The following is a 22,389-nucleotide window of genomic DNA, read 5'->3' as shown; positions in this document are numbered from 1 at the left end:
AGACGCGCGTTGACTGGATTACCTCTCAAGGCCAGAATGCCGGATAGACTTTACCGTCCTCCGCCATCGCGACAGATCAGTTGTTGTCCCGCACTCCGCTTTCGATTGACGCGCAAACACTATAAAGACGTCTTTAGGCCCAAACGGGGTAGGGGGATTACGACATGCCGTCTTTCGAACTGCTGACAGCCTTTTTCATCACCACCGCCCTGTTTGCCTATATTCCCGGCCCGGCCATGCTTTATGCAGCGGCGCAGACCATGGCGCGCGGCCGGTTTGCCGGGCTGATGGCGGTGCTTGGCATCCATGTCGGCTGCTATTTCCATATCGTCGCCTCTGCGGCGGGGCTTTCGGTGCTGTTCCAGGCGGTGCCGTGGCTTTATCTGGCGGTGAAGCTGTGTGGCGCGCTGTATCTCATCTGGCTCGGCTTCTCGATGCTGCGCAGCAAGCTTGAAGGTGAGACCGTCAATCTGACCATCGAACCGAAATCGGCAAGGCGCGCCTTCATCGACAGCATCATCGTCGACGTGCTCAATCCGAAGACGGCGCTGTTCTTTCTGGCGTTTCTGCCGCAATTCGTTGATCCGGCGGCGGCCTTTCCGATCTGGCTGCAATTGCTGATCCTCGGTATTGCCGTCAATTTCATTTTTTCCTCCGCCGATCTCGTTGGCGTGCTTCTGGCGGGCGCGATGGTCGGGCGGCTCAAGCGTTCCAGCAGGGTGCAGGTGCTTGCCCGTCGCACTGCGGGAACGGTGCTAATGGGGCTTGGCGTGCATCTGGCTTTCCAGAAAACCTGATTTTCGTAAGCCTCGCCGAATAACGCGAAAACCTGCGCGATTGTCTCGTAAACGGGGCCTCTTGCGCGGGTGACACATGAAATTACTTGCCAAAAACGGCCAGCCGTGGTTTGACCGCCGCAAAAGCCGGTATGATCCGGCCCGAACCTTTTCAGGAAAATCCCATGTCCAAACCCCATCTTCTTATCGTGGAAGCACGCTTTTACGACGATATGGCAGACGCTCTTCTCGAAGGCGCGAAGTTCGCGCTGGATGAGGCTGGCGCAACCTATGACGTCATCACCGTTCCCGGCGCGCTCGAAATCCCCGCTGCCATTGCCATGGCGCTGGATGGCGGCGACAACGAAGGCACGGAATATGATGGTTTCGTAGCGCTCGGCATGGTCATTCGTGGCGAGACCTACCATTTCGACATCGTTTCCAACGAATCCTCCCGCGCCCTGATGGATCTCGCCGTCAGCGAATCGCTGGCCATCGGCAACGGCATCCTCACCGTCGAAAACGACGATCAGGCATGGGCACGTGTTCGCCGTTCTGACAAGGATAAGGGCGGTTTTGCGGCCCGCGCGGCGTTGACGATGATCGAGCTCAAGAAAAAACTGGGTGGCTGAACGCATGTCGGATGTTGAAAATGGCGGCGAACCGCGCCAGCCTTCGGTAAAGCCCGCCAACCAGCGTGGCGCTGCGCGCCTCGCGGCCGTGCAGGCACTTTATCAGATGGATGTCGGCGGCACCGGCGTGATGGAAGTCGTGGCGGAATACGAGGCACATCGTCTCGGTCAGGAAGTCGATGGCGATACCTATCTGAAGGCCGATCCTTCCTGGTTCCGGTCCATCGTGTCCGGCGTCGTCCGCGATCAGACGAAGATCGACCCACTGGTGCGCTCCGCACTTCTGGAAGACTGGCCGCTGTCGCGTCTCGATGCCACCGTTCGCGCTATCCTGCGTGCCGGCGCTTTCGAGATTCTGGAGCGCAAGGACGTTCCGGTCGCCGTCATCGTTACGGAATATGTCGAAATCGCCCGTGCTTTCTTCGAGCACGACGAGCCGAAGCTGGTGAACGCGGTTCTGGACCGCATTGCCAAGCAGGTGCGCGGCGAGGCAAAACGCTGAAATACGTTAGGTGAGGAAGATATGAGCGCCGTTTCCGTCCCCGGACTTGAAGTTCAACTGGACGAGGCGAAGCGCAACGTCTTCCTCCTGACCGCCGCACAGGCGATCATGGGCTCGGCAGCACCTATGAGCTTCTCGGTTGGCGCGCTTGCCGGTTACCAGTTGCTCGGGGCTGACAAGTCGCTGGCAACGGCGCCGCTTACCGGTTTCAACATCGGCGTGGCGCTGGGCGCCATCTGCGTTGCCGCAGCATCGCGTTTTCTCGGCCGCAAGGCGGGTTTCATGGTCGGCGCGCTGATGTGCTCCATCGGCGGCGGCATTGCTGCCGTGGCACTCTTCCGCTCCGACTTCTGGCTGTTTGCGATCGGCCTGCTGCTTATCGGCATTTCCGGCGGCTTCACGCAGAAAATCCGCTTCGCTGCTGCCGACGCGTCCCCCTCATTTTACAAGCCAAAAGCCATTTCCTGGATATTGGCGGGTGGCATCGTCTCGGCGATCATCGGGCCGCAGCTTGCCATTTTCGGCAAGGATGTCTTCGCACCGGTCACCTTCGCCGGTGCTTTCATCGCGCTGGTGCCGCTCGGCATCATCGCGATTGCCATTCTGGCATTCCTGAAATTGCCGGACCCGAAGGCCGCCTCTATCCACGCGCAGGCGGCACGGCCTTTGTCGGAAATCGTGCGCACGCACCGGTTTGTCACCGGCATGGTCTGCGGCATCGGTTCCTATGCGTTGATGACCTTCATGATGACCGGCGCGCCGCTCGCCATGGTGGTCGGCTGCGGGTTTCCCACCGAACTTGCGACGCTCGGCATCCAGTGGCACGTTCTCGCCATGTTCGGCCCAAGTTTCTTCACCGGTATGTTGATTGCGCGATTCGGCGCGGAAAAAATCGTTGCAGCCGGTCTCGTCGTGCTGATGGCCTGCGCCGTCGTTGCCCATATGGGCATCGAATTGTGGAATTTCTGGGCGGCGCTCATTCTCCTCGGTCTCGGCTGGAACTTCGGCTTCATCGGCGCTACCGCCATCATCACCTCCAGCTACCGCCCGCATGAGGCAGACAAGGTACAGGGCTTTCACGATATCGTGCTGTTCGGCACGGTAGCGCTGTCGTCCTTCTCTTCCGGCAAGGTGTTTACGGCCTGGGGCTGGTCGGTCATGAACCTCGTTATCTGGCCGGTTGCGGGCCTATGCCTCGTGCTGGTGGCGTCGCTGTTGCTGACCCCGCGCAGAAACGCCGCGTAAGATCGCCTTCGATCTCTACCCCTTTCATGTTTCAGGCAAATTTGTGGGCTTGACGCCACGCCTTTCGCCAACGCAATCTTGCCGCGCAGGTCATTTTTCCTTGGGAGGGGAAGAATGGCCACGACAGGACAGGCCGCGCATTTGATCGCTCCTGTCCTTGCACATGGTTCGCCACGCCGGGGAGGGAGTGAGACCCGGCCTTTTGGGAGGTAAGTGCGCATGACCGTAATACCCATAGTGATTTTATGTGGGGTCCTGTCCGTGGTTTACGCGGCATGGACGACCAGGAGCGTTCTCGCTGCCGATCAGGGCAACGAGCGTATGCGTGAAATAGCAGGTTTTATCCGTGAAGGTGCGCAGGCTTATCTCACCCGTCAATATCTCACCATCGCCATCGTCGGATTGATCGTCGCCGTTCTCGCCTGGTATCTGCTGTCGGCTCTCGCGGCCATCGGGTTCATCATCGGCGCCGTGCTTTCGGGTGCTGCCGGTTTCATCGGCATGCATGTCTCCGTCCGTGCCAATCTGCGCACCGCACAAGCCGCATCCCACAGCCTTGCCGCCGGCCTCGACATCGCGTTCAAGTCGGGCGCCATCACCGGCATGCTGGTAGCGGGCCTCGCGCTGCTTGGCGTATCCATCTATTATTTCATCCTCACCTCGGTGCTCGGCCATGCGCCCGGATCGCGTGAGGTGATTGACGCGCTGGTGTCGCTCGGTTTCGGCGCTTCGCTTATCTCCATCTTCGCCCGTCTCGGCGGTGGCATCTTCACCAAGGGGGCAGATGTTGGCGGCGATCTCGTCGGCAAGGTCGAAGCAGGCATTCCCGAGGACGACCCCCGCAACCCTGCAACCATCGCAGATAATGTCGGCGACAATGTCGGCGATTGCGCCGGAATGGCGGCCGACCTTTTCGAGACCTATGCCGTCTCGGTGGTGGCAACCATGGTGCTTGCGGCGATCTTCTTTGCCGGAACGCCGATACTGGAAAGCGCGATGGTCTATCCGCTGGCCATTTGCGGCGCCTGCATCCTGACCTCGATTGCCGGCACCTTCTTCGTCAAGCTCGGCACCAACAACTCCATCATGGGCGCTCTCTATAAAGGGCTGATTGCCACCGGCGTCTTCTCGATTGCGGGGCTTGCCGTGGCAACTTACGCGACCGTGGGCTGGGGTACCATCGGCACGGTTGCCGGAATGGAGATTACCGGCACAAACCTCTTCCTGTGCGGGCTGGTCGGCCTTGTGGTAACAGCGCTTATCGTCGTCATCACCGAATATTATACCGGCACCAACAAACGCCCGGTCAATTCCATTGCGCAAGCTTCGGTCACGGGCCACGGCACCAACGTCATCCAGGGTCTTGCAGTCTCGCTGGAATCGACGACGCTGCCGGCGCTTGTCATCGTTGGCGGCATCATCGGCACCTACCAGCTCGGTGGCCTGTTCGGCACGGGCATCGCGGTCACCGCCATGCTTGGTCTGGCGGGCATGATCGTGGCGCTCGACGCCTTCGGTCCGGTGACTGACAATGCCGGCGGCATTGCCGAAATGGCCGGTCTAGACCCGGATGTACGTAAGGCGACCGACGCGCTGGATGCCGTCGGCAACACCACCAAGGCCGTCACGAAGGGCTATGCCATCGGTTCTGCCGGTCTCGGCGCGCTGGTGCTGTTTGCCGCCTATTCCAACGACCTGTCCTATTTCGCTGCCAATGGCGATACCTATCCTTACTTCAAGGATATCGGCGAAATATCCTTCAGCCTTGCCAATCCCTACGTCGTTGCCGGTCTGCTGTTCGGCGGCCTCATTCCGTATCTCTTTGGCGGCATCGCCATGACGGCGGTGGGCAAGGCGGCAAGCTCTATCGTCGAGGAAGTTCGCCGCCAGTTCCGCGAAAAGCCTGGCATCATGGCAGGAACGGAAAAACCGGACTACGGCAGGGCGGTCGATCTTTTGACCAAGGCGGCGATCAAGGAGATGATCATTCCGTCGCTGTTGCCGGTTCTGGCGCCGCTCGTCGTTTATTTCGGCGTGCTGCTTATCTCAGGTTCCAAGGCCTCTGCCTTTGCCGCACTCGGTGCATCGCTGCTTGGCGTCATCATCAACGGCCTGTTCGTGGCGATTTCCATGACCTCCGGTGGTGGTGCGTGGGATAACGCCAAGAAAAGCTTCGAGGATGGCTTCATTGACAAGGACGGCGTGCGCCACGTCAAGGGTTCGGACGCCCACAAGGCGTCGGTTACGGGCGATACGGTGGGCGATCCCTACAAGGATACCGCCGGTCCGGCGGTCAACCCGGCTATCAAGATCACCAATATCGTGGCGCTACTGCTATTGGCGGTTCTCGCCCACTAAGGAGTTGCAGCATCGACAAAGAAAAAGGCCCGGGGAGCGATCTCCGGGCCTTTGAATTTTCGTTCCGTCTTCCGATCAGGGGGTGTTGCCGCTCTGGCCAAGAATGCTCTTGGCGATGTTGGCGCCCGAGGTGCCGCCGGACAGCAGCTGCTGCAGGAAGGTGAGATCCTTGCCGCCTGTCGGGGTGGTACGCGAAATCGTGTCGAAGACCTTGCCGTCCTGCAGCGCGTAATTGGCCTTACGCTCGATTACGCCGTCCTTGTTGAAATAGATCGCGAGAATGTTCTGTTCGACCAACGTCGGCTTCATGAAAGCGGCGCGGCGCACACGCTTCTGCGAGATGTAATAGAAAACCTCGTTGCCGAACGTCGCCGTGGTGGAGGGCGTGCCCATGGTCAGCAGAACCTGCTCGCGGCTGGAACCTTCCGGGATCAGCTGAAGCGACTGCTCGTCCATGACGTAGCCGTTGTGGAACACATCGGTGGTGCTGGTGCAGGCGGAGAGCAGGGTGGACGCGACGACGATTGCGATGGCGGTCTTGCCCAGAATTTTGCCGTGACTTGCGGATTTCTGCTTGCTCAACTGCTTTTCCCCGACTGCGATCATGAATGGCACCTTCCGGCATTGCGTGGTGCACAGTGTCTGTGCACATGATTGTGTCAATCCGGGGACGGAAAATCCCGATCACCCCCCAAATTCAACGCTTTCACGGCCTTTGGAAACTCTTCCGGTCTCTTAGACTGTTTCAGCCGAAAGACGAACGTGACCGCGACAGCATTGCAATTCGTGGATGCTTCGGTAAACCAGCTTTGGCGATCATGCAACAAGTGCGATAGGCGGGTGAGCGAATTCACCAGCCCCGTTCGGAAAAAAACGATGATATTCGGGCTGTTCAGACAGAAAAACAACAACCGCGCCATAGTAGACCGGCAATATGCGATCCTGACGGCTGCGGCCCGCACGCCCGCATTTTATCTTGATCTCGGCGTTCCAGACACGGTGATGGGCCGCTTCGAGATGCTGTCGATCATCATGATTCTCTATTTCCGCCGCACCAAATCCTCCGGTGTGAGCGGGCAGGAAATCGCCCAGGAGATCGTCGACGCCTTTTTTCAGGATATCGACCATTCCATCCGTGAGCTCGGCATTGGCGACCAGGGCGTGCCGAAGCGCATGAAGAAATTTGCCGGCATGTTCTACGGGCGGCTCGAATCCTATGCGGCGGCGCTGGATGCATCCGACCCTGTTGCCCTTGCCGCAGCGCTCCGGCGCAATATATACCCCCAGACAGATGAGAAGGCACCGGAACTGGACGGGCTTGCGGGCTGGATGATGGAGGCGTCTTCCAACCTTTCCGCAGGCTCCGAAGAAACGATAGCAACCGGAAGCCTGAAGCTGCCTTTGCCTGGACTATGAGGTTTACGATGAACGCGCGACACGCCGCAAATGACGATCTGCCTTTTTCCTACCCCGTAAAGGTAGGCCATATTTCCGCCAATCCGGTGAGGATTGGTCTTGAAGCCAATGCCGAGGAACTGAAGGCGCTGGCGAAATTCTGGGATGTGGTTTCCGTCGAATATCTGAAGGCGGAACTGCAGGTTACCCGCTGGAAGAGGGATGGCGTGAAGATCAAGGGCGAGGTGCATGCGGCCGTGACCCAGGCCTGCGTCGTGACGCTGGAGCCGGTCTCCAGCAAGATCGACGAGAGCGTCGAGCATATTTTCGTGCCGGAAGGGTCGAAGCTGGCGCGGATGGTCACCAATGAGGAAGGGGAGATCGTACTCGACCCCAATGGCCCTGACATTCCCGACCAGTTCACCGGCGACAGCATTGATGTTGGCGCGACTGTTGCGGAATTCGCGGCCCTTGCGATCGATCCCTATCCGCGCAAATCGGATATCGAATTTACCGATACGACCGAAAATGAGCCTGAAGAAGAAAAGCGTCCGTCGCCTTTCGCCGTGCTGAAAGACTGGAAAAAAGACTGAATGCGCCGCCGGGCTGAAATAATTTTATTGTAACACAGGCCGGAACAGGTATTTTCGCGCAAAATCCGCTTGAGTGGCGGCAAAAAGGATAAGGGACGAGTGATCAGAATAGCGATTGACGTCATGGGTGGCGATTTCGGCCCTGATGTTGCCATACCCGGTGCCGCCAAGGCGCTTGAACGGCACAACGATGTGACTTTTCTGCTCTACGGGCAGAAAAGCAAGTGCGACCCCATTCTGGCACAATATCCCGCACTTCGGGAAAAATCGGTCTTTCACGATTGTGAAATTTCGGTCGCCATGGACGAAAAGCCAAGTCAGGCGCTTCGTCGTGGCCGCTATGTCTCCAGCATGTGGCGCGCCATCGAGGCCGTGAAGCTCGGTGAAGCGGACGTCGTCGTATCCGCCGGCAATACCGGCGCGCTGATGGCCATGGCCAAATTCTGTTTGCGCACCATGGCGCGGGTGGAACGCCCGGCCATCGCTGGCATATGGCCGACGCTGAAAGGCGAAAGCATCGTGCTCGATGTTGGCGCCACGATTGGCGCCGATTCCCAGCAATTGCTCGATTTTGCCCTGATGGGCGGCGCCATGGCGCGTGCGCTTTTCGATATCGACCGTCCGACCGTCGGTTTGCTGAATGTCGGTGTCGAGGAGGTGAAGGGTCAGGAAGAGGTCCGTGAAGCCGGACGGCTGATCCGCGAGGCCGATCTAGGCACCATCGATTACCGCGGTTTCGTCGAGGGTGACGACATTGGCAAGGGCACGGTGGATGTGGTGGTGACCGAAGGTTTCACCGGCAACATTGCACTCAAAGCCGCCGAAGGCACGGCGCGCCAGATCACCACGCTTCTGCGTGAGGCGATCTCCCGCAGCTTCTTTGCCAAGATCGGTTATATTCTCGCGAAAAGCGCTTTCGATGTGCTGCGAGAAAAAATGGACCCGCGCAAGGTCAATGGCGGCGTGTTTCTCGGCCTGAACGGCATTGTCATCAAAAGCCATGGCGGCACGGATGCCATCGGTTTTGCCTCCGCGGTCGATGTCGGCTACGACATGGTCCATAACGGTCTTACAGCAAAAATTGAAAACGATCTGAAGATTTACCACGCAAGACGGCTTCCGCCCCCGGCGCCCGAAGCTCTCGTGGCTGACGAGGAATAAGGGAATGATCCGCTCTATCGTACGTGGTTTCGGGGCAGCGCTTCCGAAGCGTGTCATGACCAATAGTGAAATCGAAGGGGTCGTAGAGACTTCCGATGAATGGATCGTGCAGCGCACGGGCATTCGTCAGCGCTACATAGCGGGAGAAGGCGAGACCACCGCTTCGCTCGGCGAGGCTGCGGCGCGTGCGGCGCTCGACAATGCCGGCCTGACGCCCGATGATATCGACCTCATCATTCTGGCAACCTCGACACCGGACAATACATTTCCGGCAACGGCGGTAAACATCCAGAACCGTCTCGGCATGACCCACGGTTTCGCCTTCGACATGCAGGCCGTCTGCTCCGGCTTCGTCTATGCCGTGGCCACCGCCGATCTTTACATTCGCGGCGGCATGGCCAAGCGCGTGCTGGTTATCGGCGCCGAAACATTCTCGCGCATTCTTGACTGGAAGGACCGCACCACCTGCGTTCTGTTCGGTGATGGTGCAGGCGCACTCGTAATCGAGGCAGGCGAAGGCGAAGGTACTTCCAGCGATCGTGGCATCCTCACCTCGCAGCTGCGCTCCGACGGTTCGCACAAGGACAAGCTTTACGTCGATGGTGGACCTTCCACGACCGGCACGGTCGGCCATCTGCGCATGGAAGGCCGGGAAGTGTTCAAGCACGCTGTCGGCATGATCACCGACGTCATCGAACAGGCTTTCGAGGCGACAGGCACGACGGCTGATGATCTCGACTGGCTCGTCCCGCATCAGGCCAACAAGCGCATCATCGACGGATCGGCAAAAAAGCTCAACATCGATCCGGAAAAAGTCGTCATCACCGTCGACAAGCACGGCAACACGTCGGCCGCATCCATTCCGCTGGCGCTTGCCGTTGCGGCCAGTGACGGACGCATCAAGAAAGGCGATCTGGTCATGCTGGAAGCCATGGGCGGCGGTTTCACCTGGGGCGCAGTGCTGCTGCGCTGGTAACGGCAAATTTTAGCGTTTACCGGGGCGCTGGCACAAAATCGGTTGTGATTTTTGCGGCAGTACCCCGTTCAAACGCGCTGAAGCGACCCCCGCGTGCGGCAAAACCGCGTCAGTCGCTCTAAGCCATTGCACTGATTGCCGAAAGCCTCAAATGAATCTGGAACAATCCCTTGACCGGTCGCCACAAGGGAAATAATCTCGGCGGCTCCTAGAGAAAAATTCAGACACGGTTTGTGGGGAAAAATGGCCGGGAAGACAGTGACACGCGCAGATCTTGCAGAATCTGTGTTTCGTAAAGTCGGGCTGTCCCGCACCGAATCCGCCGAACTGGTCGAAACGATCATCGACGAGATTTGTAATGCGATCACGCGCGGCGAGGTCGTCAAGCTCTCGTCCTTCGCGACATTTCAGATCAGGGAAAAGAACGAGCGTATCGGCCGCAACCCGAAAACGGGTGAGGAAGTTCCGATTTCGCCGCGCCGCGTCATGACCTTCAAGGCGTCAAACGTGCTGAAACAGCGAATCCTGAAGGCGCATACGGCTCGCAAGACCAAGCAAAAGGGTCAGAAAGCCGGGGCGTAAGCCGGCTGTAACACGGGTTTTTTGCCGCATGGCAAGCCTTTATCCCCATTCTTCTTGTGAACATGCTTGAATTTCGACGTGCAAGCCGTTGAAATCTGGTCGACTCACATCATAATCAATTTTAGATAAATGGTATCTTGCCGCCACGGGCATCGGTGCGAGGATCGGGTTCGATTTTTCGCAATACATGATGCACGGTATCGGCTGGTGAAAAGCGTTCTTGTTCAGTGTCCGGCTGGGTGCATGGCGCTCAAAGTCCGGATGGGAGTGGAAGTTTGGACAAAAGCCCCGACGCGTTTCGGACGATCAGTGAAGTGGCGGATGAGCTGAACCTGCCGCAGCACGTGCTGCGTTTCTGGGAAACGCGCTTTCCGCAGATCAAGCCGATGAAACGGGGCGGGGGCCGCCGTTATTACCGCCCTGATGATATCGATCTCCTCAAGGGCATTCGTCATCTTCTTTATGACCACGGCTACACCATCAAAGGTGTGCAGAAACTTCTGAAAACCAACGGAAACCGTTTCGTGGCGGCAATCGCGTCAGGCGATCTTGCGACCATGGAAGCCATCATGGCAGCGAGCGGCGAAAAGGAAGTTGCCGAACCGCGCGTGCTGGATCCGGACGGAGACGAGGTCGTCGGCCGCCCGAAAGCCAAGCCGAGCGGCCGATTTTTCGGCTTCGGTGGCGGTAACAGCGATACCGAGATATCGGTCGGCAAATCTGGCATCGGCAAGGATGACCAAGCGCTGTTGCAGGAGGCGCTGTTCGATCTTCTCGAATGCAAGCGGCTGCTTGATCAGGTTCGCTGATCGTTTATCCACAACTCTGTTCGAGCATTTTCAGGAAAAGCGAAGGCGCTCTGGAATGCCAACCTTTCAGAAACTCTCTTGACCGATAATGCGGCTCCGTAAAAAGGAGTCTGATCGTGAGCAATCGAAAACCGACAACGCGACGCCGTACGGCGAAGAAATCGGCCGGCGGCAGCGTTTGGCCCTGGTTGCTGATGCTGGGCGTCGTGGCCGGCGGCATTCAGGCTTACGAACATCGCGACAGTCTTATGCCGCAGCGGCATGTCGCGAAGGCAACATCCACCACGACAAATTCCCCCAAGATCGCCGTAGCCGCCAAACGCGAGACGGCCGCACCGGAGAAGGTGGCGGCCATCCGCCCCGCATCGCCGGTTTCACCGATCAATGGTCCGGTGCCGCCACGCTCGATTGCCATGCCGCCTGCGGCACAGCAGAGCCAGGTTGCCGCTATCCTGCCGGAAACACGCCCTTCGGTCGAAAAAGTCTCGCTGGGAGAAAAAAGCGGCGCCTTTGCCTTTTGTGGTCGCTCAGGTCTTACCAATTGCGTGGCCGATGGCAATACCTTCTGGATGAAGGGTGTGAAAATGCAGCTCGCCGGCATCGAGGTCCCGCAGATCGACCGGGCGCGATGCATGGAAGAGCGTCAGCGCGGTTTCATTGCCAAGGTGCGGTTGCGGGATATGTTGAATGCCGGCGCATTCGATGTGGCGTCGTCGGCAACAGCCGGCGGGCAAGCCATGGAACGCAAACGGATTTCACGTTCGGGCGTATCCTTTGCCGATCAACTCGTGCGGGAAGGCCTGGCTCATCCGGTCTCGGCAAAAAATCAGTCCTGGTGTGGCTAAGGCCCGGTTGACCGAAACGGTGCGGCCTGTGTAGATGTGGCGCTGTCGGTGCTTGGGGTCAGGGTCTCGTTCGATCCTGTGCCTGAGGAATGACAAGGCAATTTTGTAGCGCCGGGGCCTGTTGGCACGCGGCGCGACAATGCGGACGTGGCGAAATCGGTAGACGCAGCAGACTTAAAATCTGCCGACCATTGGTCTTGCGGGTTCAAGTCCCGCCGTCCGCACCATTTCCATCTCCAATTAAAAGATTTCTCTGCCGTTTTCCTGCGACATGCGGGCATTCAGGATGGATTCTGCGCCGGGATAGTCGATATCCGGGCAATCGATTGCATCATGATGCATGAGTCAGCCTAAAAAATGGGCTTGTTCACGCTCGCGGCATTTCTCCGTGAAAATCATCCAAAAGAGCCTATTGACCTTGCCACGATGGGAAGCCCTATCTTTTTTTTGTAAAGAGAAAAAGAGGTCATGCGCATGTCACAAATCCAGATACAGGCGAACCATTCGATAGCCATCGAGGGAATGACATGTGCCTCCTGCGTCGGTCGTGTCGAGAAGGCTATTGCCAAGGTGCCGGGGGTCGTCAAGGCTTCGGTCAATCTTGCGACGGAGCGCGCCGATATTGCTTTTTCAGGAGCGCCCAACGTTTCGGCCGTTGTCGATGCCGTGCGAAATGCAGGCTATAGCGTCGACGAGAAAACCATCGAACTCGATATCGAGGGCATGACTTGCGCGTCCTGCGTCGGCCGTGTCGAAAAGGCGCTGAAGGCCGTTTCCGGTGTCTCCGACGCGAGTGTCAATCTCGCAACGGAGCGCGCCACCGTCCGCGTCGCCGGCAATGCCGTCTCTGCCGCCAGGCTGGCCGAAGCAATCAGCCAAGCCGGTTACAAGGCAAACGAGATCGTCGCCGACAAGGCCAAGGGTGACGAGCCGGACCGGCGCGAAGCCGAGTTGCGCGGTTTGAAAATCAGCCTGGCCACCGCTGTTGCCCTGACGCTGCCGGTCTTCATTCTGGAGATGGGCTCGCATCTGGTGCCCGCCATCCATGATTTCGTGATGGAAACCGTCGGCATGCGGGAAAGCTGGTATCTGCAATTCGCGCTGACCACGCTTGTTCTCTTCGGGCCGGGCCTGCGGTTCTTCAAAAAAGGCATCCCCGCACTTCTGCGGCTGGCGCCGGATATGAATTCGCTGGTGGTGCTGGGCACGGCCGCCGCCTGGGGGTTCTCGGTCGTCGCCACTTTCGTGCCCGAAATCCTGCCGAGAGGCACGGCCAATGTCTATTATGAGGCCGCAGCGGTGATCGTCACGCTTATCCTGCTCGGCCGTTTCCTCGAGGCGCGCGCCAAGGGCCGCACCAGCGAGGCGATAAAGCGGCTCGTCGGCCTGCAGGCCAAGTCGGCCCGTGTGATGCGCAATGGTGAAACCATCGATGTGCCGCTGCAGGATGTTGCGACTGGCGATGTCATCGTCGTCCGTCCCGGCGAGAAAGTGCCAGTCGATGGTCTGGTGCTTGATGGTTCTTCCTATGTCGACGAATCGATGATTACAGGCGAGCCGGTGCCGGTGACCAAGACGGCTGGGTCCGAAGTCGTGGGCGGTACGGTCAACAGAAACGGCTCCTTCACGTTCCGCGCCACGAAGGTCGGCGCCGACACGCTGATCGCGCAGATCATTCGCATGGTCGAGGAAGCGCAGGCCGACAAGCTGCCGATACAGGCGCTGGTGGACAAAGTGACCAACTGGTTCGTGCCTGCAGTCATGCTCGCTGCACTCGCCACCTTCATCGTCTGGTTTGTCGTCGGGCCCGACCCCGCCTTGACCTTTGCGCTGGTTAACGCCGTCGCTGTCCTCATCATCGCTTGCCCCTGCGCCATGGGCCTTGCCACCCCGACCTCGATCATGGTCGGAACTGGCCGTGCAGCCGAAATGGGCGTGCTATTCCGGCGCGGCGATGCTCTCCAGACTTTGCGTGATGCCGATGTCATCGCCGTCGACAAGACCGGCACGCTGACGCTCGGCAAGCCGACACTGGTGCATTTCACCACGACCGAAGGCTTCGATCAGGATGAGGTGTTGCGCCTTGTCGCCTCGCTTGAAAGCCGTTCCGAACATCCCATAGCCGAAGCGATCGTCGAGGCGGCAAAAGATGGTGGCCTGACGCTTGCCGACGCGGCCGGCTTTGAGGCGACCCCCGGTTTCGGCGTTGCGGCAACGGTTGACGGCCGCAAGGTCGAGGCGGGCGCCGACCGCTTCATGGTGAAGCTCGGTTACGATATTGCGAAGTTCGCCGACGATGCCGACCGGCTGGGCAGGGAAGGGCAGTCGCCGCTTTATGCCGCTGTCGATGGCCGGCTGGCCGCCATCATCGCTGTTGCCGATCCGATCAAGCCGACGACCCCGGAGGCGATCGCAGCGCTGCATGCGCTTGGTCTCAAGGTCACGATGATAACAGGCGATAACCGCCGCACGGCCGAAGCCATTGCCCGCCGTCTTGGAATCGACGAAGTGGTGGCGGAAGTACTGCCTGACGGCAAGGTCGAGGCCGTTAAAAGACTTGCGGCCGATGGCCGGCGGGTGGCCTTCGTCGGTGATGGCATCAACGATGCGCCAGCCCTTGCGGCGGCCGATGTGGGTCTCGCAATCGGCACGGGTACGGATGTCGCCATAGAAAGCGCCGATGTGGTGTTGATGTCTGGCGATTTGCGCGGTGTCGCGAATGCCATTGCGTTGTCCAAGGCGACGATCCGCAACATCCGCCAGAACCTGTTCTGGGCCTTTGCCTATAATGCCGCACTCGTTCCCGTGGCGGCCGGAATATTGTATCCTGCCAACGGTGTTCTGCTGTCGCCTGTTCTTGCTGCCGGAGCCATGGCGCTTTCCAGCGTGTTTGTCTTGACCAACGCGCTGCGTCTCAAAAGCTTCCGCCCGCCGCTGCTGGACAGATCGTCCGGCATGCAACTCGCAGCGGCAGAATAGGGGGCGGATGTGATGACGCCTGGAAACACAGTCTATTTGCCACGTATCGGACGCAGCATTGTGGCAGCGCAGGGCGAGACCGTCCTTCAGGCCGCCCTTGCCGCCGGAATTTCCTATCCGCACGGCTGTCGCATGGGCCGGTGCGGGGCGTGCAAATCGCACCTCGTCTCAGGCGAGATCGACCTTCTCAAGCATACGCCTTTTTCGTTGACCGAGGAGGAAAAGGCGGAAGGACTGACACTCGCGTGCCGCGCCGTGCCGTTGAGCGACGTGACGATCGGCTGGCTCGACGGTGAGGATGAGTTTGCCGATATTCCGGCCGGCCGCTTTGATGGCGTCATCGCGGAAGCGGTGGATGCGACGCATGATATCAAGCTCATCCGCATCAGGCTCGACGATCGCGAACTGTTTACCTTCAAGGCCGGCCAATATGTGCGCCTGCTTTATCCGGATTGTTCGCCGCGTGACTATTCCATTGCCAGCCGCATCGATGAGGACCTGATCGAATTCCATATCCGGCATGTCCCCGGCGGCGTCACGAGTGGCCATATTTTCGCAAACGCCAAGGCGGGTGACCCTGTCGTGCTGGTCGGTCCCTTCGGGGCTTCGTATTTGCGGGAAAAGCATTGCGGACCGATCCTCGGCATTGCCGGCGGTTCGGGGCTGGCGCCGGTGAAGGCGGTGGTAGAGGCAGCGCTTGCCACTGATCGGACCACGGGCCGGCAACGCCCGATCCATGTCTATTTCGGCGCCCGCGCCGAGCGTGACCTCTATATGGTCGACCGTTTCGAAGAACTTGCCGTAAGCCACGGCAATCTGAGCTTCGTTCCGGTTATCTCGAATGAATACCATGCGCAGATGCGGCGCGGTTATGTCAGTTCCGCCGTGGCGGACGACTTCGACGATCTCGATGGCTGGAAAGCCTATCTGGCCGGACCGCCGGCGATGATTGAGGCAACGGTGCCGCAGCTCCTGGCAAGGGGCATCCGCACCGCCGACATTCATGCAGACGTGTTTTTCACCCCGGAAAGATAGGAGCAGGATCGATGAACATTGGTACAGCCGCCACCGCATCCGGTGTTTCCGCAAAGATGATCCGCCACTACGAGACGATCGGGCTGATCAAATCCGCAAACCGCACGGAATCCGGTTATCGGGTCTATACGACCAACGATCTGGAGACGCTGCGTTTCATCCGCCGCGGCCGCGACCTCGGTTTCTCGATCGAAAAGATCAGGCAGCTCATGACCCTGTGGCGCGATCCCGGCGGTGCATCCTGCGACGTCAAGCGCATCGTCATGGAACATGTCGTAGATCTCGAGGCCAAGATGCATGCTCTTCGGGAGATGGCCGACACGCTGCGAAATATCGCGACCTATTGCCCTGACAATGGTGAGCCGGATTGCCCGATCATTCAGGATCTTGCCCAGTCTGAAGACCCCGATTTTACGCCGGTGGCGATCCTGCCCAAGCGTTCCGGCATGCTGAAGGGCACGTCCGGTGTGGTGACGGATTTGCCGCGCCTCATGAAATAAACCGCATTTCCCCGGCGGGGACCGATCATCAATTGCAGTGCAATGGCCATTTTCGGCGAAGGAGAACAGGCAATGTGGATACAGATAATACAACGCTTCCTTATTCTGTGCCTTATGCTGATGATCGTCTCCGTCATCGCGTTTCTTTTGCCCTACATGGCCGGTGGCGATCCAGCCCGCACCATTCTGTTTTCGCGCATGCGCGATACGGCGCTCGATCCGCATGCAGTCGAGGCCCTTCGGTTAAGCCTCGGGCTCGACCGGCCGCTTTACGTCCAATATTTCGCATGGCTGTCGGGCGCGCTGCGCGGTGATCTGGGCTTTTCCTTCACCAGCAGCCAGCCCGTGGCGGGTGAGCTTTTGCGCTCTCTCGGCGTGTCCGTGACATTGGCACTGACGGCGCTGGCGATTGCGGTCGCCGTCGCCCTGCCGCTCGGCACGTTGGCGGCGATGCGCCCGGGTGGTCGGCTGGACAATTTCGCAACGCTGATGATCCAGACCTTCGTTGCCACGCCGGAATACTGGTTTGCGCCGATGTCGGCGCTCGTCTTTGCGCTCTATCTCGGCTGGTTGCCGTCCGCGGGCTGGGATAGCTGGCGCTCGCTGGTGCTTCCCGCTTTGACGTTGACGCTGCGCCCACTGGCCTATTTCACACAGGTGACGCGCGCCGCCATGGCTGAGGTTCTGCGCGCGCCTTACATCACGGCGGCCCGCAGCCGCGGTCTCGGCATGCATGGCACGGTCATGCGCCACGGCATTCGCAACGGTTCGCTTCCGATCGTCACCTTCTTTGCCCTATGGCTTGCGGGCCTGCTTGGCGGATCGGTGGTCGTGGAGGTGATATTCGCCATCCCCGGAATGGGCCGGCTTCTTTATGACGCCGTGGTCAATCGGGACATCCCCATGCTGCAGGGCGGTTTCATCTGCATCGTCGCCCTTTCCATCCTGATCAATACCCTGGCCGATGGCCTCTATGTCCTGATCAATCCAGCAATGCGAGGTCAACATGACCATTAGTCACTTCCCGAGCGCGCCGGTAGCCGCCATGCCAATGACCTTGCCCAAGCGCCCGTCGACACTTTTCCGGTTCACGGATTTCATCCGCCGGCGGCACTGGACGTTCTACGCGGGTTCGGCGATTTTTCTCGTCATCATCGTGCTGCTCGTCATCGCGCCGTGGATTTCGCCCTATAATCCCGCGCAGCAAAGCCTTCGCCTGCGATTGAATGCGCCAAGCGCCGCCTACTGGCTGGGCACTGACCATCTTGGGCGTGATGTCTTGAGCCGGTTGCTTATCGGCGGACGCTTCACGGTCACGATTGCCGCTATCACAGTCATTCTGTCGGTCGCCATCGGAACATTCATCGGCATCATCAGCGGTCGCTGCCGCGGCGTTGTCGATGAAGTCCTGATGCGGGTGGTGGATCTGCTCATCGCCATCCCTGACGTGGTGATCGCCATTTTCCTCGTCGCCATCTTCGGCCCGGGATATGGAACATTGATCGCGTCGCTGACGATCGTCGGTTGGACACCTTTTGCGCGACTGGCACGCGGGCTGACGCTTTCGATCAATTCCCGAGAATATATGCGCGCCGCCGAAGTGCTTGGATGCACACGCCGCTTCATTATTTTCCGGCATGTCATTCCCAACACGATCTGGCCCATCGCAGCCGTTGCCTTCCTGCGCTTCGGCCACAAGCTGATCACGGTGGGCGGACTGTCGTTTCTCGGCCTCGGCGTGCAGCCGCCTGCCGCAGACTGGGCGCTGATGCTAGCCGATGCGCAGGCCTATGCGGAACGTATGCCTATTCTCGTGATCGCACCGGGTCTGGCGATTTTCCTGTCGGCGTTGAGCGTGACATGGATCGGCCACGGCCTGAACATGGATACCAGGAAACCGAACGGCCATTGACGCCTGCGGTTAGAGCAATGACCGGCGCCCGCGCCGATCAAACATACACAGGGCACGATAGCCCCGAGGAGAGTATTATCGTCTGAAGCCGCTTGAAAATACGCCCATGCCTCCGATGCAATAATAATAAGGGGAACTCTTATGAATATCGAAGGACACACGCATGCCAATACGGCCATCGCCCCGGAGCGGACATCGCTTCTGGAAATCGAGGATCTGCACGTTTCGGTGCCGTCTGCAAATGGCCGCAAGTTTGTTATCTCCGGTCTGACGCTCTCCGTCGATGCCGGAGAGGTCGTTGCACTGGTCGGCGAATCCGGATCCGGCAAGAGCATGACGGCTCTGTCGCTGATGCGGCTGTTGCCGCACGGCGCTGAAATCAACTCCGGCCGCATTTCCTTTGCCGGGCGCGACATTCTCGCTCTCTCGCCCTCCGAGCTTGATGCGTTGCGCGGCGCCGATATCGGAATGCTTTTTCAGCAACCGCAGGCAATGCTCGATCCGACCAGCCGGGTCAGGACGCAGGTCGCCGAGCCACTGTGGGTCCACCGCAAGATGAGCCGGCATGCGGCACTGGGCCGGGTTGTCGGCATGCTCTCGGATGTTGGAATTCCCGATCCGTCGGCGCGGGCGCAATGCTTCGCACATGAACTCTCCGGCGGCATGGCGCAGCGCGTCATGATTGCTGCGGCACTCTCCGGCAATCCGCAACTGCTGATCGCCGATGAACCGACGACGGCACTCGATGTCACCGTCCAGGCACAAATATTGCGCCTGCTCGACGATGAGCGTCGGAAGCGGCGGCTTGCCACGCTGCTCATCACCCATGACCTCTCGGTCGTTGCCGCTTTCGCGGACCGGATTGCGGTGATGTATGCTGGTCGCATTGTCGAGGAAGGGCCGACGCAGGCAATCCTCAAGGCGCCGCAACATCCCTATACCAAGGCGCTCATCAGCTGCTCGCTTCTGACGACCGACAGCGAGGGGCAGCTGCTGACGATCCCCGGCTCCAGCTCGCAGGCCCATGACATGTCCTGCGGTTGCCGTTTCCATCCCCGCTGCGCGCTTGCACAGTCGGCTGGCATAGGCGGCCGTTGCATGGCAACGGAGCCGAATCTGAATGCCTTGCCGGAAGGCCGCAAGGCGCGGTGCTGGGCGGTCGACGACGACCATGCCGGCAGCTATGCCAGTCACACAGTCTGCTGAAGGAGGGTTGCGATGCTATCGACAGTGAAAACACCGAACCAGCCTCAGGCGGATGGCAAGATCAAGCCCTATGTGGTCGCAAACAACCTGTGCAAATATTATCCGATATCGGGTTTCGGCAATCGCGTGGTCAAATCCGTGGACGATGTTTCCCTCACGATCGGCGAGGGTGAGGTTCTTGGTCTCGTTGGCGAATCCGGCTGCGGCAAAAGCACTGTCGCCGGGCTGATAACGCGGTTGACCAACGCGACGAAAGGCGAGGTCAGCATCGGAGACCACGATATTCTGCATATGCAGGGCGAGACGCTGCGGCGCATGCGCCGTGTCGTGCAACTGGTGTTCCAGGATCCCTATTCCGCGCTCGACCCGCGCATGCGCATAGGGCAAAGCATGGAAGCGCCGCTTGCCCAGCACGGCATCGGCACGCGCGAAGAACGCATCGCGCGCGTGTTCAAGATGCTGGAGGAGGTCGGCCTCGATGCCTCCTATTATGACCGTTATCCGAGCCAGTGCTCCGGCGGGCAGTTGCAACGCGTGGTCATAGGACGCGCGCTTCTTCTCAATCCAAGCTTCCTTGTGTGCGACGAACCGACATCGGCGCTCGACGCCTCCATGCGCACGCAGATCCTGAACCTCCTGATGGACATGAAGCGTCGTCATGGTTTGACGGTGCTGATGATTTCCCATGACCTGCGCGTGGTGCGTTATCTCTGCGACCGTATCGCGGTGATGTATCTCGGGCGGATCGTTGAAATCGCCGACCGGGAGGAGCTTTTTAGAGCACCGAAGCATCCCTATACGAAGGCTCTGATTGCCTCGTCCATGCTGGATGAAACCGGATTATATGCGCCGGAAATGCTTCTGGATGGTGATTTGCCAAGCCCGCTCAATCCTCCAAATGGCTGCAAGTTTCACACCCGCTGCAAATATGCGACGCAGATTTGCAGCGAACAGGAACCGGTTCTGGAAGACGTTGCCGGGGAGCATTTCGCTCGTTGCCATCACTGGCGCGAATGGGGCTGAGGAGCAGCGCAGTTACAGTCTTCTGGTTCTGTAAAAACAGATGAATTGTGCGTTTATGAATTAATATCGGAATTAAATTCCGAGTATAAAAACATAAAATGAATGATATTCAAGCGGATGTTCGTGGAGCGTCCGAAGGATATTCTTATGTCTTTCGAGATATATTTTATGAAGATCTTAAATCTCGTGAGACGACTGACTTTTGAGCGTTGTCATCAAAAATAAAAGGGGAATATTCAATGATAAAGCACGTACTTTTGGCGACAAGCGCCATTGTGGTCTCTTTTGGAACGCAAGCGGCAACGGCCGGAACGATCACCTATGACGATTATACCGGCGTCAAGACCGGCTGGCAGATGGCTTCCGACGATGCCTATCTCGGTTCGCGCGCAGGGTGTTTCGAAAGCATGGTCCGCGTCGGCTATGACACCGCACTGGAGCCGGGCTTGGCCGAATCCTGGACACAAACCTCACCGAAGGTTTGGGAGTTCAAGTTGCGCAAGGGCGTGAAGTTCCAGAACGGCGAGCCGCTTAATGCAAAAGCCGCGGTCAATGCGCTCACCAATCTTCTGAAAGCGCCCGTTCCGGCCCGGGCCTTTTCGCCTAAGCTGGTCGCTGCCGTCGAGGTTGGTGGCGACGATATCGTGAAGATCACGACCATCGAGCCATCGGTGCTGCTGCCGGCGCAAATGGCAAGCCCGGCGACTTCGATCCTCGCGCCATCCGCCTATAAGGACGGCAAGGTCGATCCGATCGGAACCTGCACCGGACCGTTCAAGATCACCAAGGTCGATGCCAGCCAATATATGGAACTGACGGCGAACCATGACTATTGGAACGGTATGCCGAAGCTCTCGGGCGGCCGTGTGAACTTTATTCCGGATGCCGATACCCGCGCCACCCAGATAAGAAGCGGTGAAGTGCAGATTTCGCGCGTGATTCCACCTTGGGCGGTAAAGACCATTGTAGCCACGAAGGGTGTCAAGGTTGCGCCAATTACCGTGCCCCGGATTACGGAAATGCTGCTCAATAATTCGAAGCCGCCGTTCAAGGACATCAAGGTTCGGCAGGCGATCCGGGCCGCCATCGACACCGCCGGTATTGCCGACAGCATCTATGAAGGCATGGTAAAGCCCGCAACGATGCCCTTCGCACCGGGAGAGCCGTGGGTGCCGCAAAACGTCACGCCCGCTTATGACGTAGAGAAGGCAAAGGCTCTGCTGAAAGAGGCGGGCATTGCCCCCGGCAGCCTCAAGCTGACACTTCTGGCCTATACTGAAAGAACCGAACTCAAGGATGTTGCCGCCGTTATTCAGGCCCAATTGCAGGAAATCGGCATCAAGGTCGATGTTCGCGTTGCTGATTACACTGCGATCGAGCCCGATCTCCTGTCCGGCAATTTCGACATGGTCCTTCTGTCACGCGGTTATGCCACCGATGTTGCAGAACCGATCGGGTTCCTCAACGCCGACTATACCTGCGGAGGCGGCTACAACATCTCGCATTATTGCAGTGAGGAGACGGACAAGCTGATCAAATCTGCCTATATGGCGGCTGAGCCGGCAAAACGTTACGCCATCTATGCCGAGGCGGCGAAGCGGATTTACGACGAAGCCGTCACCGTCTACCTCGTCCATGAGACCGCTTTCGATGCCTATTCGGACAAGGTCGAAAACTTCAAGCCGCATCCGATCAACTACTTTATCATGACCAAGGATCTGGCAGTGAAATAGGCCAATGTGACATTGCTGACGAGATATGGCCCGGCTCGAAAGAGCCGGGTTTTGCCTGTTGACAGGCCATCGCCCACACTCAACGTCATCCTCGTCCTGAGGATCTTTCCACCTATCGTAAAATCAA

At 58.9% G+C, this 22,389-nt stretch carries 21 protein-coding genes and 1 tRNA gene; 21 read left to right on the top strand and 1 reads right to left on the bottom strand.

The features are described from left to right. The first annotated feature begins 164 nt into the window (after positions 1 to 164). The 5 genes from ACQZ63_RS01495 to ACQZ63_RS01475 all read left to right on the top strand — a co-directional run bounded on the left by ACQZ63_RS01495 (position 165) and on the right by ACQZ63_RS01475 (position 5,513). The gene (locus tag ACQZ63_RS01495) at positions 165 to 797 is read left to right on the top strand and encodes a LysE family translocator (RefSeq protein WP_003512513.1); all 633 of its coding nucleotides are present in this window, start codon (positions 165 to 167) and stop codon (positions 795 to 797) included. Between the two features lie 164 nt (positions 798 to 961). Then, complete coding sequence (gene ribH / locus ACQZ63_RS01490) at positions 962 to 1,408, top strand: 6,7-dimethyl-8-ribityllumazine synthase (protein WP_025593086.1); 447 nt, start codon at positions 962 to 964, stop codon at positions 1,406 to 1,408. Between the two features lie 4 nt (positions 1,409 to 1,412). Continuing rightward, positions 1,413 to 1,910: a transcription antitermination factor NusB gene (gene nusB, locus ACQZ63_RS01485; RefSeq protein WP_013635887.1), complete on the top strand. Its 498-nt coding sequence runs from the start codon at positions 1,413 to 1,415 to the stop codon at positions 1,908 to 1,910. Between the two features lie 21 nt (positions 1,911 to 1,931). Beyond that, complete coding sequence (locus ACQZ63_RS01480) at positions 1,932 to 3,155, top strand: MFS transporter (RefSeq protein ID WP_025593088.1); 1,224 nt, start codon at positions 1,932 to 1,934, stop codon at positions 3,153 to 3,155. A 219-nt stretch (positions 3,156 to 3,374) separates the two neighbouring features. Next, the gene (locus ACQZ63_RS01475) at positions 3,375 to 5,513 is read left to right on the top strand and encodes a sodium-translocating pyrophosphatase (protein ID WP_448799075.1); all 2,139 of its coding nucleotides are present in this window, start codon (positions 3,375 to 3,377) and stop codon (positions 5,511 to 5,513) included. Positions 5,514 to 5,588: 75 nt separating this feature from the next. Here ACQZ63_RS01475 and ACQZ63_RS01470 read toward each other — a convergent pair whose 3' ends face one another. Beyond that, on the bottom strand, positions 5,589 to 6,119 hold the full coding sequence (locus ACQZ63_RS01470) for an outer membrane protein assembly factor BamE (protein ID WP_065661135.1): 531 nt from the start codon (positions 6,117 to 6,119) through the stop codon (positions 5,589 to 5,591). A gap of 270 nt (positions 6,120 to 6,389) precedes the next feature. Between ACQZ63_RS01470 and ACQZ63_RS01465 the strand changes: the two genes are divergently transcribed. From ACQZ63_RS01465 to ACQZ63_RS01390, 16 genes are all read left to right on the top strand, one after another. Then, on the top strand, positions 6,390 to 6,929 hold the full coding sequence (locus ACQZ63_RS01465) for a ubiquinol-cytochrome C chaperone family protein (protein ID WP_003512525.1): 540 nt from the start codon (positions 6,390 to 6,392) through the stop codon (positions 6,927 to 6,929). 8 nt (positions 6,930 to 6,937) lie between these two features. Then, positions 6,938 to 7,501, top strand: coding sequence for a YceD family protein (locus tag ACQZ63_RS01460; RefSeq protein ID WP_025593091.1), 564 nt, complete (start codon positions 6,938 to 6,940; stop codon positions 7,499 to 7,501). Between the two features lie 99 nt (positions 7,502 to 7,600). After that, complete coding sequence (gene plsX / locus ACQZ63_RS01455) at positions 7,601 to 8,662, top strand: phosphate acyltransferase PlsX (RefSeq protein ID WP_003512528.1); 1,062 nt, start codon at positions 7,601 to 7,603, stop codon at positions 8,660 to 8,662. Positions 8,663 to 8,666: 4 nt separating this feature from the next. After that, positions 8,667 to 9,638: a beta-ketoacyl-ACP synthase III gene (locus tag ACQZ63_RS01450; RefSeq protein ID WP_003512529.1), complete on the top strand. Its 972-nt coding sequence runs from the start codon at positions 8,667 to 8,669 to the stop codon at positions 9,636 to 9,638. Positions 9,639 to 9,881: 243 nt separating this feature from the next. Next, positions 9,882 to 10,220 carry an integration host factor subunit alpha gene (locus ACQZ63_RS01445; RefSeq protein ID WP_003512530.1) on the top strand — a complete coding sequence of 113 codons (339 nt, stop codon included), beginning with the start codon at positions 9,882 to 9,884 and terminating at the stop codon, positions 10,218 to 10,220. Between the two features lie 275 nt (positions 10,221 to 10,495). Beyond that, entirely contained in the window at positions 10,496 to 11,029 is a 534-nt protein-coding gene (locus tag ACQZ63_RS01440) for a MerR family transcriptional regulator (RefSeq protein ID WP_003512531.1), read from the top strand. A 116-nt stretch (positions 11,030 to 11,145) separates the two neighbouring features. Beyond that, positions 11,146 to 11,874, top strand: coding sequence for a nuclease (locus tag ACQZ63_RS01435; protein ID WP_113555875.1), 729 nt, complete (start codon positions 11,146 to 11,148; stop codon positions 11,872 to 11,874). 141 nt (positions 11,875 to 12,015) lie between these two features. Then, positions 12,016 to 12,101, top strand: a tRNA-Leu gene (locus tag ACQZ63_RS01430). A 247-nt stretch (positions 12,102 to 12,348) separates the two neighbouring features. Further along, positions 12,349 to 14,853: a heavy metal translocating P-type ATPase gene (locus tag ACQZ63_RS01425; protein WP_162763640.1), complete on the top strand. Its 2,505-nt coding sequence runs from the start codon at positions 12,349 to 12,351 to the stop codon at positions 14,851 to 14,853. Positions 14,854 to 14,865: 12 nt separating this feature from the next. Continuing rightward, positions 14,866 to 15,888, top strand: coding sequence for a 2Fe-2S iron-sulfur cluster-binding protein (locus ACQZ63_RS01420; protein ID WP_113555873.1), 1,023 nt, complete (start codon positions 14,866 to 14,868; stop codon positions 15,886 to 15,888). A gap of 11 nt (positions 15,889 to 15,899) precedes the next feature. Beyond that, entirely contained in the window at positions 15,900 to 16,388 is a 489-nt protein-coding gene (gene cueR / locus ACQZ63_RS01415; RefSeq protein WP_013635893.1) for a Cu(I)-responsive transcriptional regulator, read from the top strand. Between the two features lie 72 nt (positions 16,389 to 16,460). Then, positions 16,461 to 17,405, top strand: a complete 945-nt coding sequence (locus ACQZ63_RS01410; protein ID WP_003512536.1) for an ABC transporter permease — start codon at positions 16,461 to 16,463, stop codon at positions 17,403 to 17,405. Then, positions 17,395 to 18,300 (top strand): ABC transporter permease, encoded by a 906-nt coding sequence (locus ACQZ63_RS01405; protein ID WP_113555872.1) that lies wholly within the window; start codon positions 17,395 to 17,397, stop codon positions 18,298 to 18,300. Before ACQZ63_RS01410 ends, ACQZ63_RS01405 begins: the two co-directional genes overlap by 11 nt. 141 nt (positions 18,301 to 18,441) lie before the next feature. Then, a complete protein-coding gene (locus ACQZ63_RS01400) occupies positions 18,442 to 19,506 on the top strand; it encodes an ABC transporter ATP-binding protein (protein ID WP_113555871.1) in 1,065 nt (354 codons plus the stop codon). A gap of 12 nt (positions 19,507 to 19,518) precedes the next feature. Next, positions 19,519 to 20,529 carry an ABC transporter ATP-binding protein gene (locus tag ACQZ63_RS01395; RefSeq protein ID WP_113555870.1) on the top strand — a complete coding sequence of 337 codons (1,011 nt, stop codon included), beginning with the start codon at positions 19,519 to 19,521 and terminating at the stop codon, positions 20,527 to 20,529. A gap of 239 nt (positions 20,530 to 20,768) precedes the next feature. Next, positions 20,769 to 22,262: an ABC transporter substrate-binding protein gene (locus ACQZ63_RS01390; protein ID WP_003512540.1), complete on the top strand. Its 1,494-nt coding sequence runs from the start codon at positions 20,769 to 20,771 to the stop codon at positions 22,260 to 22,262. Positions 22,263 to 22,389 lie beyond the last annotated feature (127 nt).

Source organism: Agrobacterium sp. CG160-95 (genome assembly GCF_053521725.1).
The sequence above is the reverse complement of the archived record's forward strand: the minus strand, read 5'-3'. Positions and strand labels throughout refer to the sequence as shown.

Coding starts and splice junctions, on each gene's coding strand:
- ACQZ63_RS01495 (WP_003512513.1), top strand. CDS start 165: ATGCCGTCTTTCGAACTGCTGACAGCCTTTTTCATCACCACCGCCCTG.
- ribH (WP_025593086.1), top strand. CDS start 962: ATGTCCAAACCCCATCTTCTTATCGTGGAAGCACGCTTTTACGACGAT.
- nusB (WP_013635887.1), top strand. CDS start 1,413: ATGTCGGATGTTGAAAATGGCGGCGAACCGCGCCAGCCTTCGGTAAAG.
- ACQZ63_RS01480 (WP_025593088.1), top strand. CDS start 1,932: ATGAGCGCCGTTTCCGTCCCCGGACTTGAAGTTCAACTGGACGAGGCG.
- ACQZ63_RS01475 (WP_448799075.1), top strand. CDS start 3,375: ATGACCGTAATACCCATAGTGATTTTATGTGGGGTCCTGTCCGTGGTT.
- ACQZ63_RS01470 (WP_065661135.1), bottom strand. CDS start 6,119: ATGATCGCAGTCGGGGAAAAGCAGTTGAGCAAGCAGAAATCCGCAAGT.
- ACQZ63_RS01465 (WP_003512525.1), top strand. CDS start 6,390: ATGATATTCGGGCTGTTCAGACAGAAAAACAACAACCGCGCCATAGTA.
- ACQZ63_RS01460 (WP_025593091.1), top strand. CDS start 6,938: ATGAACGCGCGACACGCCGCAAATGACGATCTGCCTTTTTCCTACCCC.
- ACQZ63_RS01450 (WP_003512529.1), top strand. CDS start 8,667: ATGATCCGCTCTATCGTACGTGGTTTCGGGGCAGCGCTTCCGAAGCGT.
- ACQZ63_RS01445 (WP_003512530.1), top strand. CDS start 9,882: ATGGCCGGGAAGACAGTGACACGCGCAGATCTTGCAGAATCTGTGTTT.
- ACQZ63_RS01425 (WP_162763640.1), top strand. CDS start 12,349: ATGTCACAAATCCAGATACAGGCGAACCATTCGATAGCCATCGAGGGA.
- ACQZ63_RS01420 (WP_113555873.1), top strand. CDS start 14,866: ATGACGCCTGGAAACACAGTCTATTTGCCACGTATCGGACGCAGCATT.
- cueR (WP_013635893.1), top strand. CDS start 15,900: ATGAACATTGGTACAGCCGCCACCGCATCCGGTGTTTCCGCAAAGATG.
- ACQZ63_RS01410 (WP_003512536.1), top strand. CDS start 16,461: ATGTGGATACAGATAATACAACGCTTCCTTATTCTGTGCCTTATGCTG.
- ACQZ63_RS01405 (WP_113555872.1), top strand. CDS start 17,395: ATGACCATTAGTCACTTCCCGAGCGCGCCGGTAGCCGCCATGCCAATG.
- ACQZ63_RS01400 (WP_113555871.1), top strand. CDS start 18,442: ATGAATATCGAAGGACACACGCATGCCAATACGGCCATCGCCCCGGAG.
- ACQZ63_RS01395 (WP_113555870.1), top strand. CDS start 19,519: ATGCTATCGACAGTGAAAACACCGAACCAGCCTCAGGCGGATGGCAAG.
- ACQZ63_RS01390 (WP_003512540.1), top strand. CDS start 20,769: ATGATAAAGCACGTACTTTTGGCGACAAGCGCCATTGTGGTCTCTTTT.